This window comes from Actinomycetota bacterium, assembly GCA_013152275.1.
Classification (GTDB): domain Bacteria; phylum Actinomycetota; class Acidimicrobiia; order Spongiisociales; family UBA4744; genus BMS3Bbin01.
Genome location: JAADGS010000035.1, coordinates 1 through 15,165 on the forward strand (window position 1 = coordinate 1; position 15,165 = coordinate 15,165).

Annotated in this window: 15 protein-coding genes; 11 read left to right on the plus strand and 4 right to left on the minus strand. The window is 64.1% G+C overall.

Annotation, left to right across the window (positions count from 1 at the left end; translation table 11 throughout):
- The 11 genes from GXP34_06480 to GXP34_06530 all read left to right on the plus strand — a co-directional run.
- Window positions 1–533, plus strand: a 533-nt coding sequence (locus GXP34_06480) for a dihydroxyacetone kinase subunit L (protein ID NOY55617.1), incomplete at its 5' end; no start/stop codon positions are given.
- Window positions 520–1,968, plus strand: coding sequence for a hypothetical protein (locus GXP34_06485; protein ID NOY55618.1), 1,449 nt, complete (start codon window positions 520–522; stop codon window positions 1,966–1,968). The genes GXP34_06480 and GXP34_06485, both read left to right, overlap by 14 nt.
- A 136-nt stretch (window positions 1,969–2,104) precedes the next feature.
- On the plus strand, window positions 2,105–3,457 hold the full coding sequence (locus tag GXP34_06490; GenBank protein ID NOY55619.1) for an ABC transporter substrate-binding protein: 1,353 nt from the start codon (window positions 2,105–2,107) through the stop codon (window positions 3,455–3,457).
- 96 nt (window positions 3,458–3,553) lie between these two features.
- Window positions 3,554–4,408 (plus strand): ABC transporter permease subunit, encoded by an 855-nt coding sequence (locus tag GXP34_06495; GenBank protein NOY55620.1) that lies wholly within the window; start codon window positions 3,554–3,556, stop codon window positions 4,406–4,408.
- A gap of 4 nt (window positions 4,409–4,412) precedes the next feature.
- Window positions 4,413–5,297, plus strand: a complete 885-nt coding sequence (locus GXP34_06500; protein NOY55621.1) for an ABC transporter permease subunit — start codon at window positions 4,413–4,415, stop codon at window positions 5,295–5,297.
- On the plus strand, window positions 5,294–6,406 hold the full coding sequence (locus tag GXP34_06505) for an ABC transporter ATP-binding protein (GenBank protein ID NOY55622.1): 1,113 nt from the start codon (window positions 5,294–5,296) through the stop codon (window positions 6,404–6,406). Before GXP34_06500 ends, GXP34_06505 begins: the two co-directional genes overlap by 4 nt.
- A complete protein-coding gene (locus GXP34_06510) occupies window positions 6,403–7,368 on the plus strand; it encodes a hypothetical protein (GenBank protein ID NOY55623.1) in 966 nt (321 codons plus the stop codon). The genes GXP34_06505 and GXP34_06510 overlap by 4 nt, the downstream gene beginning before the upstream one ends.
- A 13-nt stretch (window positions 7,369–7,381) precedes the next feature.
- On the plus strand, window positions 7,382–8,485 hold the full coding sequence (locus GXP34_06515) for a hypothetical protein (GenBank protein ID NOY55624.1): 1,104 nt from the start codon (window positions 7,382–7,384) through the stop codon (window positions 8,483–8,485).
- Window positions 8,482–9,249, plus strand: coding sequence for a hypothetical protein (locus tag GXP34_06520; GenBank protein NOY55625.1), 768 nt, complete (start codon window positions 8,482–8,484; stop codon window positions 9,247–9,249). The genes GXP34_06515 and GXP34_06520 overlap by 4 nt, the downstream gene beginning before the upstream one ends.
- A gap of 129 nt (window positions 9,250–9,378) precedes the next feature.
- Entirely contained in the window at window positions 9,379–10,299 is a 921-nt protein-coding gene (locus tag GXP34_06525) for a thiamine pyrophosphate-dependent dehydrogenase E1 component subunit alpha (GenBank protein NOY55626.1), read from the plus strand.
- Window positions 10,300–10,309: 10 nt separating this feature from the next.
- Window positions 10,310–11,341, plus strand: coding sequence for an alpha-ketoacid dehydrogenase subunit beta (locus GXP34_06530; protein ID NOY55627.1), 1,032 nt, complete (start codon window positions 10,310–10,312; stop codon window positions 11,339–11,341).
- Window positions 11,342–11,441: 100 nt separating this feature from the next.
- Here GXP34_06530 and GXP34_06535 read toward each other — a convergent pair whose 3' ends face one another.
- From GXP34_06535 to GXP34_06550, 4 genes are read right to left on the minus strand one after another with little or no spacing between them, the layout of a single operon-like run.
- Window positions 11,442–12,272 (minus strand): inositol monophosphatase, encoded by an 831-nt coding sequence (locus tag GXP34_06535; GenBank protein NOY55628.1) that lies wholly within the window; start codon window positions 12,270–12,272, stop codon window positions 11,442–11,444.
- A 25-nt stretch (window positions 12,273–12,297) separates the two neighbouring features.
- On the minus strand, window positions 12,298–12,564 hold the full coding sequence (locus tag GXP34_06540; GenBank protein ID NOY55629.1) for a hypothetical protein: 267 nt from the start codon (window positions 12,562–12,564) through the stop codon (window positions 12,298–12,300).
- Window positions 12,565–12,590: 26 nt separating this feature from the next.
- Complete coding sequence (locus tag GXP34_06545; GenBank protein NOY55630.1) at window positions 12,591–14,084, minus strand: CoA-acylating methylmalonate-semialdehyde dehydrogenase; 1,494 nt, start codon at window positions 14,082–14,084, stop codon at window positions 12,591–12,593.
- Between the two features lie 23 nt (window positions 14,085–14,107).
- Window positions 14,108–15,109 carry a LacI family transcriptional regulator gene (locus tag GXP34_06550; GenBank protein NOY55631.1) on the minus strand — a complete coding sequence of 334 codons (1,002 nt, stop codon included), beginning with the start codon at window positions 15,107–15,109 and terminating at the stop codon, window positions 14,108–14,110.
- Window positions 15,110–15,165 lie beyond the last annotated feature (56 nt).

Consider the following 15,165-nt stretch of genomic DNA (forward strand, 5'->3'; position numbering starts at 1 on the left):
CAACGGCGCTTCGGCATGCCCGACGTGCGGTGGCTCGACTCGAAGATCCCACGCCTACGAACGTCCTGTCGGTGGTTGCGGGCTCGTTCTTCGAGGAGATGGGCGGTGCTGCAGGGGCGCTGTTCGGAAGTTTCTTCCGGTCTGCCGCTCTCAGTTGTGCCGGTCATTCCACGATCGGTACGGCACAGCTCGCCGATGCCATCGAGGCAGGTACCGAGATGGTCGCACGGCGTGGCAACGCACACGCCGGCGACAAGACCATGATGGATGCCCTGTTACCGGCAGCCGGGGCCGGCCGAGCCGCCGCCATCGCCGATATCCCGATCGGCGCCGCACTCGACAGGGTTGCAGCAGCGGCACGCCGCGGTGCGGCATCCACCACGACGATGGTCGCCTCGCTGGGTCGCGCCCGCTATGCGGAAGGCAAGTCGGTTGGCATACAGGATCCGGGAGCCACCACGGTTGCGTTGATCATCGAGGCGTGGGCGGCTGCGGCCGGGACCGAGGAAGAGGGTGAACGTGAATCTCTCTGACCGACCACGCCTGAGAATCGGCTACGTGGGTGTCGCATTCACCTCGTACTTCGGCGAGGAGTACAACCAGTACGAACGGGCGATCGACGGTCTCACGACGCTGTCGGAGCGCCTCGACTTCGATCTCGTACCGATCCGGCGACCAGTGACCGACATCGCCCTCGCCGAGCAGGCCGCCGGTGAGCTGAGGGCAGGAGACATCGACTATCTCCTGATCCAGTGTGCCACGGTGGCCTCGGGAGAACTGCTCCCTCCGCTGGCCTCGGTGGTGCCTCGCGTCGGCGTCTGGGGAACTCCGGACCCTCATCAGGAGGGGCCGATCGAGATCCACTCCCTTGTTGCGGTGAACCATTACACATCGATCATCCGGCGCTACCTGGGTGCGCAAGGGCCGGTGTACAAGTGGTTCTTCGGGCATGTGGACGATGACCGGTTCGTTCGCCGCTTCGAGATCACCGTTCGAGCCCTCCGTGCCATCAAGGCGATGTCGACGGCTCGGGTCGGTTGGATAGGGGGGAACTCTCCCGGCTTCTACAACATGAACTTCGATGAAGAAGCCGTGAGCGCACGCCTTGGCACCCGTGTCGTCGCTCACGACTTCTCGGAGATCGTCGATCTCACCGCCACCATTGACAGGGACGAAGCCCGGACCGTTGTCGCCGAACTCGCCGCCGCGGCGTCCGAGGTGCTGACGAGCGACGACTTCATGGAGCGGGGTGCGAGGTTGTACCTGGCGCTCAAGGAGTTCGCGCGAAGGAACGGGTATGCGGCCCTCGCCGTCCAGTGCTGGCCGAAGTTCCAGGACATCATGGCCATTGCGCCCTGCATGGCCTATGGCTGGCTCGGATCCGAGGACGGTTTCCCCGTGTCCTGTGAAGGCGACGTCCCCGGGGCGCTTTCGATGCTGCTGCTCAATGAGCTGAGCGACAACCCCGGGTCGTCGACCCTGCTGGACATGACGGCATTGGATCCGGCGGCGGAATCGATGCTCATGTGGCATTGTGGAGTCGCTCCCCGGCATTTCGCCGACGCCGACGGCATCCGCTGGGTCGACCATCCGACCCTCGGCCGCAAGTCGTCGGTGACGTACGGCGTCGCCGGCGATCAGGTGTTTGCGGCTCAGGATGCCACGATCGCCTACGTCGGTGACGATGCCTCGGAGTTACTGGTGGTTCGTGCCCGAATCGAGGAGCGCGACGTCAAGGGTTTCGACGGCACCCGGGGCTGGTTCACCGGATTCGAGCTCAACGGCGAACCGACCGAGCTCGTCGACCTCGTGAACACTCTGATGGTCGGTGGGCACGAGCACCACTACGCCGTCGCCCAGGGTGACCTCACAGACGAGCTGCTCGAAGTTGCAGCTTGGCTCGGCATGAGAACCGTCGACCGGGTCGCTCACAAGGTTTACCTACAACGACAGGGGGTGAACGTCTGACGGTGAAGGGAGGTCGATTATCGGTCTAACAGCCGAGAAAGAGACAACAGGGTCTCACAGACATAGCCCCGATCCAAGCGGTGAAATTGCCGGGAGATCGGGACCACTCCAGCTTGGTAGCAAGGAGGAGAAATACATGATACATCACAAGAGTGGCGGGAAAATCCTGCTGATGGTGATCGCCTTTGCTCTCGTGGTCGCCGCGTGCGGTACCAGCAGCGAGACGGCCACCACGACGGCTCCGGCGGTCAGCCAAACGACTACGACATCGGGCGGCAATGACGTCACAACCACTGCGGCGCCCGCCGAAACGACCACGGCTCCATCCGGCGAGCCGATCGACGTTCCCGGATTCTCCACATGGGAAGAGGTGCTGGCGGCTGCCGACGGCACCACGGTGAACTGGTTCATGTGGGGTGGCAACGACAAGCTCAACGCGGACGTCGACAACGACATCGGCAAGGTCCTCAAGGAGCGCTACAACCTCACGCTGAACCGCGTGCCGATCACGGACACCGCCGACGCGGTGAACAAGGTGCTCGATGAGGCCGCTGCGGGTGTCGACACCAACGGCACCGTCGACCTCATCTGGATCAATGGCGAGAACTTCCGCACGCTCAAGAGTGCGGGGCTGCTGTACGGGTCGTGGGCGGAGTCGCTGCCGAACGCAAAGTACGTCCCGTGGGACGATCCGGCGATCGCCAACGACTTCGGTGAACCGGTCGACGGTCTCGAATCGCCGTGGGGTCACGCCCAGTTCGTGTTCGAGTACGACACGGACTTCGTGTCCGAGGCACCGACCACGTTCGAGAAGCTCCAAGCCTGGGTCGAGGCGAATCCCGGTGGATTCACCTATCCGGCGATACCCGACTTCACGGGGAGCGTGTTCGTCCGCCAGGTCTTCTACTGGGTGGCCGGTGGTCCAGAACCGTTCCTCGGAGCGTTCGACCAGTCCGTGTTCGATCAGTATGCGCCCAAGGTGTGGGAGTACCTGAACGGTCTCGAGCCGAATCTGTGGCGGAACGGCGAGACATACCCGGAGTCCGCGGCCATGCAGGATCTCTTGGCCAACCAGGAGATCCACTTCAACATGACCTACAACCCGGCGCGTGCGTCGACGAAGATCGCAGACGGGAGCTACCCGGAATCGATCAGGACTTTCGTGTTCGATACGGGAACCCTCTCCAACAACAACTATGTGACGATCCCGTTCAACGCACCCAATCCGGCTGGAGCGATGGTCCTCGCCAACTACATCATCTCGCCGGAGTTCCAGCTGATCATGGCGGACCCGGACCAGTGGGGATGGCTGATCCCGACCGATCCGACGACGTGGCCGGCCAAGGATCAGGAGATCCTCGCGTCATACGGCACCGGTATCGCCACGCTCCCGGCCTCTGTGCTGACCGCACACGCCCTGCCCGAGCCGGCCGGTGACTGGGTGACGGCCATGGAGGCGGGCTGGATCAAGAACGTCCTCGAGAAATAACACGCCAATCGGTGGGGGCGCGCTCGCGTCGGGCGCGCCCCCACCCCAACCCGAGGGAGACGAGACAGATTGAACGGGCCACACACCATCCAACGTGTGAAAGATGGGCTCAGAATCCCGTTGATGTTGACGCCGGCTCTCGGTCTCGTGGTGCTGCTGTTCGGGGGTGGTCTCCTGGTCGGATTCGGACAGAGCCTCGGCTACTTTCCGGCGATCGGCCTGCATGATTTCACGCTCCGCTACTACTTCTCGGTGTTCACCGACAAGAACTTCCTCCAATCGCTTTGGCTGACCTTCCGCATCGCCGCCGTGACCACCGTGCTGTCGAGTGTGCTGGCGGTGGGATTCACCCTCGTGCTCCGACAGAAATTCGCCGGGAGCCGAGTCGCAACATTCCTGTTTCAGGTGCCGCTTCCGGTTCCCCATCTCGTTGCCGCGAGCGGGATCGTCCTTCTCGTCACACAGAGCGGGCTGATAGCCCGCTTCTTGGCCGCCCTCGGTCTGATCAATGTCCCTGCGGACTTTCCGGCCCTCGTTTTCGACAGGGCCGGGATCAGCATCGTGCTGACGTTTCTATGGAAAGAGGTTCCGTTCATCGGACTCGTCGTACTGGCGATTCTCCAGAGTGTCGGCCCGCAGTACGAGGAGCTGGCCCGAACTCTCGGCGCCAACGCGCGACAGCGCTTCTTCTCGGTGCTGCTGCCGCTCATCATGCCCGGGATCCTGTCGACATCGATCATCATCTTCGCCTTCACCTTCGGCAACTACGAGATCCCGCTGTTGCTGGGTGTGCGTTTTCCGGCCACGCTTCCCGTGGTCGCGTACCGCCAGTACCAGGACCCCGATCTCGCGCTGAGACCCGAGGCGATGGCGATCAGCATCATCCTCGCCGTCGTCGCGGTATTACTGCTCGTGGCCTACCGGCGCCTCGCCCGATATGCGGTGAGGTGATCCTGTGACACTCGACACGAAGTCCCCAGAGGCGCCGCCGGCCGAACCGCAAAGCTACGTCGATCCCGCAGAGGCACCGTCGATGGCCACACGATGGGTGCGCCGGCTCACGGTCGCCTCGATCGCCCTGATCGTGGTCCTCCCGATGGGAACGCTCGTCGTGTGGTCCTTCGCATTTCGATGGAACTTTCCCAACCTGCTCCCGACCGAGTGGGGCATGAGGGCCTGGACCTACGTCGCCAACGACTCCTCTCGAGTTCTGGAGGGCCTCTGGAACAGCAGCAAGGTCGGTGCGCTCGTGACGATCATGTCGATTGCCGTGGGGCTTCCGGCCTCGCGGGCGCTGGGACAGCATGAGTTTCGGGGAAAGTCGCTCGTCGAATGGCTGCTGCTCATGCCGATCATCGTGCCGACGCTCGTGGCGACGATGGGAATCCACCAGATCTTCATCCGACTTCGGCTGACCGAGACGCTGTTCGGTGTGGCGCTCGTGCACCTGATACCGGCGATCCCGTATTTCGTGCTCGTCATGGCGAGTGTCTTCGCCAACTACGGCACTGCCCTCGAAGAGACCGCACGAACCCTGGGAGCAAGCAAGTTGCGCGTGTTCCGCCATGTGACGCTGCCGGCGATCTCGTCGGGTCTGTTGGTGGCCTCCATGTTCACCTTCCTGATCTCGTGGGGTCAGTACGTCACGACGTTGCTGATCGGAGGTGGCACGTTCATCACGCTTCCGCTCGTGTTGTTCCCGTTCCTGAGTGGGGGGAACCATGCAACCGCGGCGGCCATCAGCCTCGTCTTTATCGCTCCAGCGGTCGCCGTGCTCGTGATGACGTCGCGTCAGCTCAGCCGTGAGTCCACTGTTATGGGAGGTTTTGGAAAGTTATGACAGACGTTTCACTTCGGCAGCTCTCTCGCAGATTCGGTGACCACGTTGCCGTCCAAGAACTCAATCTCGACATCGAATCGGGTGAGATGGTGGCGTTCCTCGGTCCGTCCGGGTGTGGGAAGACGACCACACTGCGCATGATCACCGGGCTCATCCGGCCAACGTCGGGTGACGTCCTCTTTGGTGGCAGGTCGGTGCTCGGAGTGCCGACCGAGCGGCGCGGCGCCGTACTGATGTTCCAGAAGCATCTCCTGTTTCCGACGATGAATGTGGCCCAGAACGTCGGGTTCGGCTTGAAGATGGCCGGTGTCGACAAGGCCGAGATCGCCAGACGGGTGAGCGAGATGCTCGAACTCGTCGAGCTTCCCGGGCTGGAGACGCGCAAGGCCCATGAGTTGTCGGGCGGTCAGCAGCAGCGGGTCGCGCTCGCCCGGGCTCTTGTGGTCGGTCCCGAGGTCCTCCTGCTCGACGAGCCGTTGGCGAACCTCGACGCCAACCTGCGCATCACGATGCGTCAGCTCATTCGCTCCATACAACGCGAACTGGGGATCACCGCCATCTTCGTCACCCATGACCAGGAGGAGGCGGTGATGCTGGCCGATCGGGTCGCCCTCATGTTCGACGGAGTCCTCCAGCAGGTTGGTGCGCCCGATGCGTTCTTCCGTTGTCCCCGAACGATCGGTGTGGCCCACTTCTTTCGCAACACCAACTTCCTCAGAGGACGTCGCACGGGTTCGACGGTGCACACCGAGGTGGGCGCCATCGAGGTCGATTCATCCAAGGTGCCGGCAGGAAACGGGCCGGTCGTGTTGACGGTCCGACCCGAAGAAGTTCAATTGGTCACGGGTGAAACCGGTCGGAACAACGTCGTCCCGGCCACGGTGACCTCACTCATCTATATGGGATCCTTCACACAGCTCGTCGTGGAGATCGGTGGCTCGACATGGCACGTTCAGGGTCCGGCGACACTCCGGGTCGACGAGGGAGACAGAATCCATCTCTGTCTCCCACGCGAGCACATCTGGATCGTGGAGGACGACTCGAGCGCCGTCGATGGTGACCAGGAGGTCCCCACTTCCTTCGCAGACGAGAAATCGGTCTCGATGTGACGGTCACACTCGAAGGCGCCAAACCCGATGCGCGAGGCGGCCTGCCGCTCGGGAAACGAAGAGGTCTCCAGGTGATGTCCACGCCTGAGAAGGTGTTTGCGATCCTTGCGATCGACCACATAGGGGCACTCTCGTCGATCGTCCGTCCTCACGATCCCGCCTCCATGACGCGCCAGGAACTGATCTCCATCAAGGTTCGGCTCGTCGACTCGATCGCGGATCTTGCGTCAGGCGTGCTGATCGATCCCGTTCTCGGCCTCGGCCCGATCATCGATGGGAATGTGCTGCCCGGCGATACCGGATTGCTGGTCGCCCTGGAAGACGGCGACTATGCATCCCTCGACAACGCACCAAGACTCTTCGAGGACTGGAACGTTGCTCGCGCCGCGAGGTCTGGAGCAACGGCGATCAAGTGCTCGTTCCTGTACGACCCGTTCTCGCCGTCCGATGCCGTGCACGAATTCGTATCGAGCCTTGTGGCCGACTGCGAACGCCTCGGCCTTCCGTTGTTCGCGGAGCCGCTTACGCCGCACGCGTTGCAGGCCGATCGTCGTTCGGTCGTCGTTCAGGCGGCTCGCAAGATCGGCGCCCTGGGCGTCGACGTTCTCAAACTCGAGTTTCCTATCGATGGGTCGTCGGACGAACACGAATGGCGGGACGCGTGCCTCGAACTCACGGACGCGAGCCCGAAGCCGTGGACGCTGCTGTCGGCGGGCGAGGATTTCGAGACCTTTGGACGGCAACTCGAGGTCGCATGCGGGGCGGGCGCATCGGGATACGTGGCAGGGCGCACCGTATGGAAAGACCTCGTGGCCGGCACCCGGTCCGGCGCCGACGACGCAACGCGCGAGGCGAAGCGACGGTTTCGACATCTCACCGACATCGCCGTGGGGCACGCAACACCGTGGACAGCGCGGTTCGAGGGGTCTTCGGTGAGCAGCAAACCCAACGACAGGCGATGAGAAAGAGGAGCGAATGACCATGAAGACGGTGTTCCCCGAGGTTCCGGCGGAGCTGCGCTCGCGGTTCCTCGAGCCGCCGACCGGTCGGGTCCGTGTCGTCATCGACACGGATGCCGCGAACGAGATCGACGATCAGTTTGCGATCGCCTGGGCGCTGCAGTCCCCGGATCGGCTCGAGATAGAAGCGGTGCTCGCGGAGCCATACTCGTTCAGGCACCTTCGTGACGGTCTCCTCGAGGCGGCGGCCCTCATCGACGGCAAACAGCAGACGACCGAGGCCGAAAGCGCCTTGATCGACTCCTACAGCAGCTGGGTCCTCGGCCTGCGGGAGGCGGGCATCGACCCTCACCGGCTCGAGTTCGTCGGCCCCGACGAAGGTATGCAGCTCAGCTACGAAGAGATACTCCGGGTGTTCGAACGGACCGGCGTGGCGTCGGAGGGCAAGGTGTTTCGGGGGTCGGACGGCTATCTGCCGTCTGTGGACGAGCCGCTCGACAGCCCGGCGGTCGACCGGCTCATCGAACTCGCCATGGCGCCCGGCGACGATCCGCTGTACGTCGTTGCGATCGGTTGTGTCACCAACGTGGCGTCCGCCATCCTCAAGGCGCCGGAGATCATCAAGAAGATCGTGGTTCTCTGGACATCGGGCTACCCGACGTGGTGCCCGCAGTCCAACGCCCACTCTCTCAACTTCGTGCAGGACATTCCGGCTTCCCGACTCCTGTTCGACAGCGGCGTGCCGCTCGTCTACTTCCCGGGCTACTACATCGGGGCCCAACTGCGGATCTCGCTTCCCGAAATGGAGAGATGGGTTCGCGGACGTGGCGCGATAGGTGACTACCTCCACCATCTCTATGTCGACAATCCCATCTATGCGCAGCGTGGAATCCGCGATCACTTCGGTCGAACCTGGGTGATCTGGGACATGATCACGCTGGCCTGGCTCATCGAGCCGACATGGGTACCGACCACGGTGATCCCGACCCCGACGCTCGACGACGACCTCTGCTGGTCACCCAGGCCCGGGTCGCAGTGGCCGATGCGAGAGGCGCATGGCATCGATCGGGACGCGATATTCCGTGATTTCTTCCGCAGACTCGAGCGTGCCTCGCGATGAGTGATGGCGTGTCCGCCGCACGGTCCATCCTGGACATGAGTCCCGATGCGTGGCAGCACGCCCTCCAGCTCCCCGATGACGATCTGCCCATTGCCGTCATCAGCGAGGGCTCGTGGTGGCGCGAGCAGCGAACCCGCTGGAGGCTCGGCGCACTCGACGGCGTCCGTGAACTGACGTTTCCCGACATGTTCCTCGGGCGATGGCGAGATCGGCCCGTCGTCTACTGCTGCGCCTACGGGGCACCCCGAACCGTCGAGGTGGTGCACCTCTTCGGGGCTCTCGGTGCACGCCTCGCGATACAGATCGGAACCTGTGGTGGTCTGCAAGGCGTGCTGCAACCCGGAGACGTCGTCGTGCCGGACAAGGCCGCGTGTCAGGAGGGCATCGCCCGGATCTACGGTGCCGGAGACCACACACCGGCGAACCCCGAATGGAGCGATCGGGCACGTTCGCTGCTCACGACACGGGGCCACACCGTTCACAAGGGTACGAACTTGACGTGGTTCTCCATCTTCGCCCAGAGCGGAGCGATGGTCGAGGCCTGGCACGATGCCGGGTACCTCTCGGTGGACATGGAAACGGCCACGACGTTGGCCGTCTCCCGATACTTCGACATGCCGGCCGTGTCGATGCTCGTCGTGTGGGACGAGCTGCTCCAAGGGCGCAGCTTCCTCGATCCGCTCGAACCGGCCGCACAACGAAGGCTCGACGACGCCAACGAGGCGGTCTTCGAGGTCGCTCTGGATCTCGTTCAGGCCCTCTGACATGACCGCCCATCACCAACACGAATCGCTGCGGCGGGCCTCTCATGGCACGCCGGCGGCGACTACCGCACAGGGGAGAGATACATGATGACACTTGGGAGTGACACCCTCACCGGGTTGTGGGAACGTATGGTCCGTATCCGGATCTTCGAGGCGCGGGTGAGTGCTGTCGCCGAGGCCAAGCTGGTCGACGGATACCTGCACACCTACGCCGGGCAGGAAGCCGTCGCGTGCGGGATCATCCCGCTCCTTCGCGAGGACGACTGGTTCACCTCCACCTACCGCAACCACGGCCACGCCATCGCCCGCGACATCCCACTCGACGCGATCGCTGGAGAGATCTACGGCAAGGCAACCGGAGTGTGTGGTGGGAAAGGCGGTTCGATGCACGTCGCGGACCAGACCCGGGGGATGATCGGCGGCATGGGCATCGTTGCCGGAGGTCTGCCCATCGCCACCGGAGCGGCCCTCGCATCACGGTATCTCGGTCGAGATTCGGTGGCGGTGGCATTCTTCGGCGACGGTGCGGTCCACCAGGGGGCATGGCACGAGGCTCTCGATTTCGCAGGTCTCTTTCAGTGTCCTGTGATCTTCGTCTGCGAGAACAACCTCTACGCGGAGACCACCGCCGTGGACTACCACCTCCTTGCCGGATCGGTGGCGGCGATGACCGCGCCGTACGGCATCCCTTCGGTGCAGGTCGACGGCATGGATGTCTTCTCCGTACGGGAGGCCGGGGAGGAGGCGATCGCACGTGCCCGCGGCGGGGAGGGCCCGAGTCTCATCGAGGCGATGACCTACCGCTATGGCGGACAGTACGAGGGCGACACACAGACGTACAAGCCTCCGAAGGAGGTGGCCTGGTGGCGTGATCGGGATCCGTTGCTCAGGTTCCGGGCATCCGTGGCAGGCCGAGTCGACTCCACCGTTCTGGACACCATCGAGCGCACGGTCGCCGAGGAGGTTGCCGCGGCGTTCGACGCAGCCGAACGTGCACCCTGGCCGGATCTGACCCAGGTCACCGCCGACGTGTACACCCCTACTGCATGAGGAGCAGCTCGTGACACGAAGACTCAACATCAAAGATGCCATCAACGAGGCACTGCGGCAAGAGATGGCAGCCGATGACAGGGTGATTCTGATGGGTGAGGACATCGCCGGAGGAGCAGGACGCGACGACACCTATCCGGAAGCCGCCGACGCCTGGGGCGGACCGTTCGGAGTCACCAAGGGCCTCCTCCCTCGGTTCGGGCGCAACCGGGTGATGGACACCGCCATCGCAGAGACGGGTTTCGTCGGAGCGGCGATCGGAGCCGCCATCGCGGGACTTCGACCGGTGGTCGAGATCATGTACGTCGACTTCATCGGGACGTCGTTCGACCAGCTTCTCAACCATGCGGCCAAGCTTCGGTACGTGTACGGGGGAAAGGTGTCTGTCCCCCTGGTCGTGCGAACCGTCGCCGGCGCCGGGTTTCGAGCGGCCGCAGAGCACTCTCAGACCCTCTACTCGCTCTACACCCACGTTCCCGGTCTCAAGGTGGTGGCACCTTCGACCGCCGCCGACGCCAAGGGGCTGCTCATCGCCGCGATTCGTGACCCCGATCCGGTCATCTTCATCGAGCACAAGCGTCTCTACATGTACGACGAACCGGTCCCGGAGGAGCCCTACACGATCCCCTTCGGAGTGGCACGGATCGTCCGCTCGGGGAGCGACGTCACGATCGTCGGCGTTCAGAAGATGGTGCACACGGCTCTGGACGCGGCAAAGGTACTCGCGTCGGAAGGTATCGAAGCCGAGGTGATCGACCCGCGCACGTACTCCCCGCTCGACGAGCAGACCATCCTGAGTTCGGTGGAGAAGACCGGACGCCTGGTCGTGGTGGACGAGTCGCACCCACGCTGCTCGCTCGCCACGGACATCGCTGCGCTCGTGGCCGAGTCCGCCTTCGACGCTCTCCGCGGCCCCATCCGGATGGTGACCGGTGCCCACGCCCCCGTCCCGTTCAGCCCACCGCTCGAGGACGCGTACGTCCCCGATGCGGCCCGCGTGGTGGCGGCGGTGCGAAGCGGGCTCGAGACGACCGGTAGCTGACGGGGGACCCCGCGTACGCGGGACGCGACGCAACAAGCTGCGGTTGCGGCCAAGTTGGACCCGGGCGGTCGGTACGCCAGGTGGCGCGCCGGCAGCGGATTCACCGTCCGCAGTGCGGGTCGGGGCGACCGTGCCCCTCGAGGAGGTCCGCGGCCAGATCCCGGAGTGCGTCGGCGGCACCCCGGTTCGCCGCGAGCACAGGCTTGCCGTTGGTCAGCGATCCGTCGCGCACGAAGCTGGTCGACCAGCCACCCGCCTCACGAACGAGAACCTCGCCTGCCAGAGCGTCCCATGCGCGAAGGTCCGATTCGAAGAATCCGACCAGCCGTCCGGCGGCGACGTACGCGAGAGCGAGCGCGGCCGATCCCGAGTTGTAGAACAGACCCCCTGCGGCGAAGAGCCTGTGGAGAAACGTCAGGGTGGGCTCGTCCGATGCGTTGCGCGGATGTCCCACGCCGACCAGCCCGTCGGTGATCCCTTTGTCGGGGACCGAGACGCCGTGACCGTTGATGGTGAGCCCGTGACCTTCCAGTGCCGAGAACGTCTCGGCTCCACCGGGATCGTGTACGACGCCCAGGAACGGATGGCCGGACTCGTCGAGACAGGCAATCGAGACACACCAGCTCGGCAGACCCGAAACGAAACAGGTCGTGCCGTCGATAGGATCTACGACCCATGTGGCGTGTGCCGCTTCGGTGTGAGGGGCGACGTCGCCGCCTTCTTCCCCGAGGACGCGGTCATGCGGGAAGGTTTGGGCGATCCGGCGCCGGATCAGACGCTCGGTCGCGAGGTCGGCTTCGGTCACCCAGTCGAGGACACCTTTCGACCGGACGTCCAAATCGTCCCGGCCCCGATAGGACAACGCCAACCGTCCGGCGTCGACGGCCAGCTCCTCTGCAAAGCCGTGTCGCTCGATGGTGTCGGCAACCATGCTGTTGGGCTCCTGACTGCGCGGGTTATCTCACATACGGGGTGGGAAGCATGAAGCGTTCACGGATGACCCGGATCGACTCGCGGGTTGAAGCGACGAAACCGTGTGCCGTGCGGAGGCCGGCCCCGCGGGCATCGAGTGTTTCGGCGGTCGTCGTGTCCCCGTCATGCGCCATGCGCACGACGGGCATCCGGTCGTGCAGCTCTTCTACGGGGCACGAGCCATTCCCGGAATCTGCCGGGCAGATGCCGGCCGTCTCGCGTGGATGACTCTTGTGGGTGGTCTCGAGCATGTTGCTCGCTCCTTGCTGTCATCGACTCAGTCGTGCTGGGGGAAGCCGAGATCCACGCCGCGGTGGATCGGGTCCGGCCAGCGGGTGATGACGACCTTGGGCCGCGTGTAGAAGTGGACACCTTCGGGGCCGTAGATGGCGTGCGAGCCGAAGATCGAGTCCTTCCAACCCCCAAAGCTGTAGAACGACAGCGGCACGGGGATAGGAACGTTGATGCCGACCATCCCGACCTGGATCTCGTTCTGGAACTTGCGTGCCGCTCCACCGTCGTTGGTGAAGATCGCGGTGCCGTTCCCGTAGGGATTGTCGTTGATGAGCCTGATCGCATCTTCGTAGTGATCGACCCGCACCACCGAGAGGACCGGCCCGAAGATCTCGTCGGTGTAGATGGACATGTCGGTCGTGACATTGTCGAAGAGGCTCGGACCGATGAAGAACCCGTCTTCGGACCCTCTCACCTGCAGATCACGTCCGTCGACGACAAGGGTTGCCCCCTCCGACTCGCCGGCCGCGACGTAGGACGCCACCTTGTCGAGATGCTGACGAGTTACGAGCGGTCCCATCTGGGCGCCTTCCTCGTCACCGGGACCGATCTTCAGTTCGGCGATCCTCTCCCGGATCTTCGGGAGCAGGACATCGGCGGCACTACCCACGGCGACCACGACGGAGATCGCCATGCATCGCTCTCCGGCCGAGCCGAAACCCGCGGACACCGCAGCATCGGCCGCCAGGTCCATATCCGCGTCGGGCAGCACGATCATGTGGTTCTTCGCACCACCGAGGGCCTGGACACGCTTGCCGTTGGCGGTTCCGGTCGTGTGGATGTAGCGAGCGATCGGTGTTGAACCGACAAAGGAGATCGCCGTGACGTCGGGATGTGTCAGCAGGGCGTCGACAGCCTCCTTGTCGCCGTGAACGACGTTGAACACGCCGTTCGGCAATCCCGCTTCGGCGAGCAGCTCGGCGACCATCAGCGACGTCGACGGGTCCTTCTCCGACGGCTTGAGCACGAAGGTGTTCCCGCAGGCGATCGCGATGGGGTACATCCACATCGGGACCATGACAGGAAAGTTGAACGGGGTGATTCCGGCCACGACTCCCAGGGGCTGTCGAATCATGTAGGTATCGACTCCGGTCGATACCTGTTCGGAGTAGTCGCCCTTGAGCAGGTGGGCGATGTTGCAGGCGAACTCGATGATCTCGAGTCCCCGTTGCACTTCACCGAGGGCGTCGTCGACCGTCTTGCCGTGCTCGGCGGTCAGCGCCCTTGCCAGCTCGTGCCGGTTCTCTGCCACGAGCTCGCGAAAGGCGAACATGATGTTCTGGCGGCGTGTCAGCGACGAGTTGCTCCAGGGCTCGTAGGCGCGTTTCGCCGCGGCGACCGCAAGAGCGACGTCGTCGCCGGACGCCATCGCCACCTCCGCGGTTTGGATGCCCGTTGCCGGGTTGAAGACCGGGCCCGTGCGACTCGGCGTCGTGGTGACAGAGCCTCCGTCGATCCAGGCGTTGATGAGTTTCATGGTTTCTGCTCCGATCGCTGTCGTCAAAGAGACGGTGGACCGGTCGACTCTCGTACAACCAGCTTTGGTGAGAGGACAACGTGGCGGGCGGTCGTGCGTTCTTCCCCTATCTTCTCGAAGATGAGCCCGGCGGCCATGCGCCCCATGTCGTGTCGGGGCTGATCCACCGTCGTCAAGTCCATTCGGTGACTGGCCGCAAGGTCGGTGTTGTCGTAGCCGGCGACCGAGATGTCGCCCGGGACGTCCAGCCCCTCGGCGTCGAGTACTTCGAGCACACCGATCGCTGCAAGGTCGTTGGCGACGAAGACGGCGGTCGGTCGGGTGCCTTCGGCGAGGAGGGTTCGCATCCCGGTGCTGCCGCCTTCTTCGGTGAAGCCGCCGCGCACCGATCGGATCTCGCTCTCGAGCCCATGCCGTCGCATGGCACGCGTGTAGCCGGTCCGGCGGGGCCGGGCGCCGGCACCGAAACCGCCGTCGATATGTGCGATGCGGCGGTGTCCGAGTTCCACGAGGTGGTCCACGACCATCTCGGCACCACGGCGGTCGTCGTTGGTGACACTGTCGACCGTAGACGCTCTCGTCGCCTTGCCCACGACGACCGTTGGAACCGAGTGTGACACCTCGATGACGTACTCCCTGTGGAGGGCGGGTGAAACCAGGATCAGGCCGTCCGCCCGCAGCTCGAGCAGCGTTTCGACCGCAAGACGCTCCCGTTCCGATATGCGGTTGCCGGTGGTCAGGATCGAGCGATACCCGGCGTCCATGACCGCCACGTCGATGCCGGCGATCACGTCGGTGAAGAACGGGTTGTGGAGATTCGAAACCATCGCACCGATGACATTGGAGCGTTGCCGCACCATCGTGCGCGCTGCCGCATTGGGGAGATACCCGAGTTTCTTTGCCGCCTCCAGCACTGCTTTCCGACTCGATGGGCTGACCCGGCCCGAACCCCTCATGACGAGAGAGACCAGTGACTTCGACACGCCGGCTTCGTCGGCGACATCCAGGATTGTTGGGCGTTTCATTTGGCCATTATGATAGCTGGGTCGGATTGGAACGTTCCAAGACTTGCCTGGTCCGC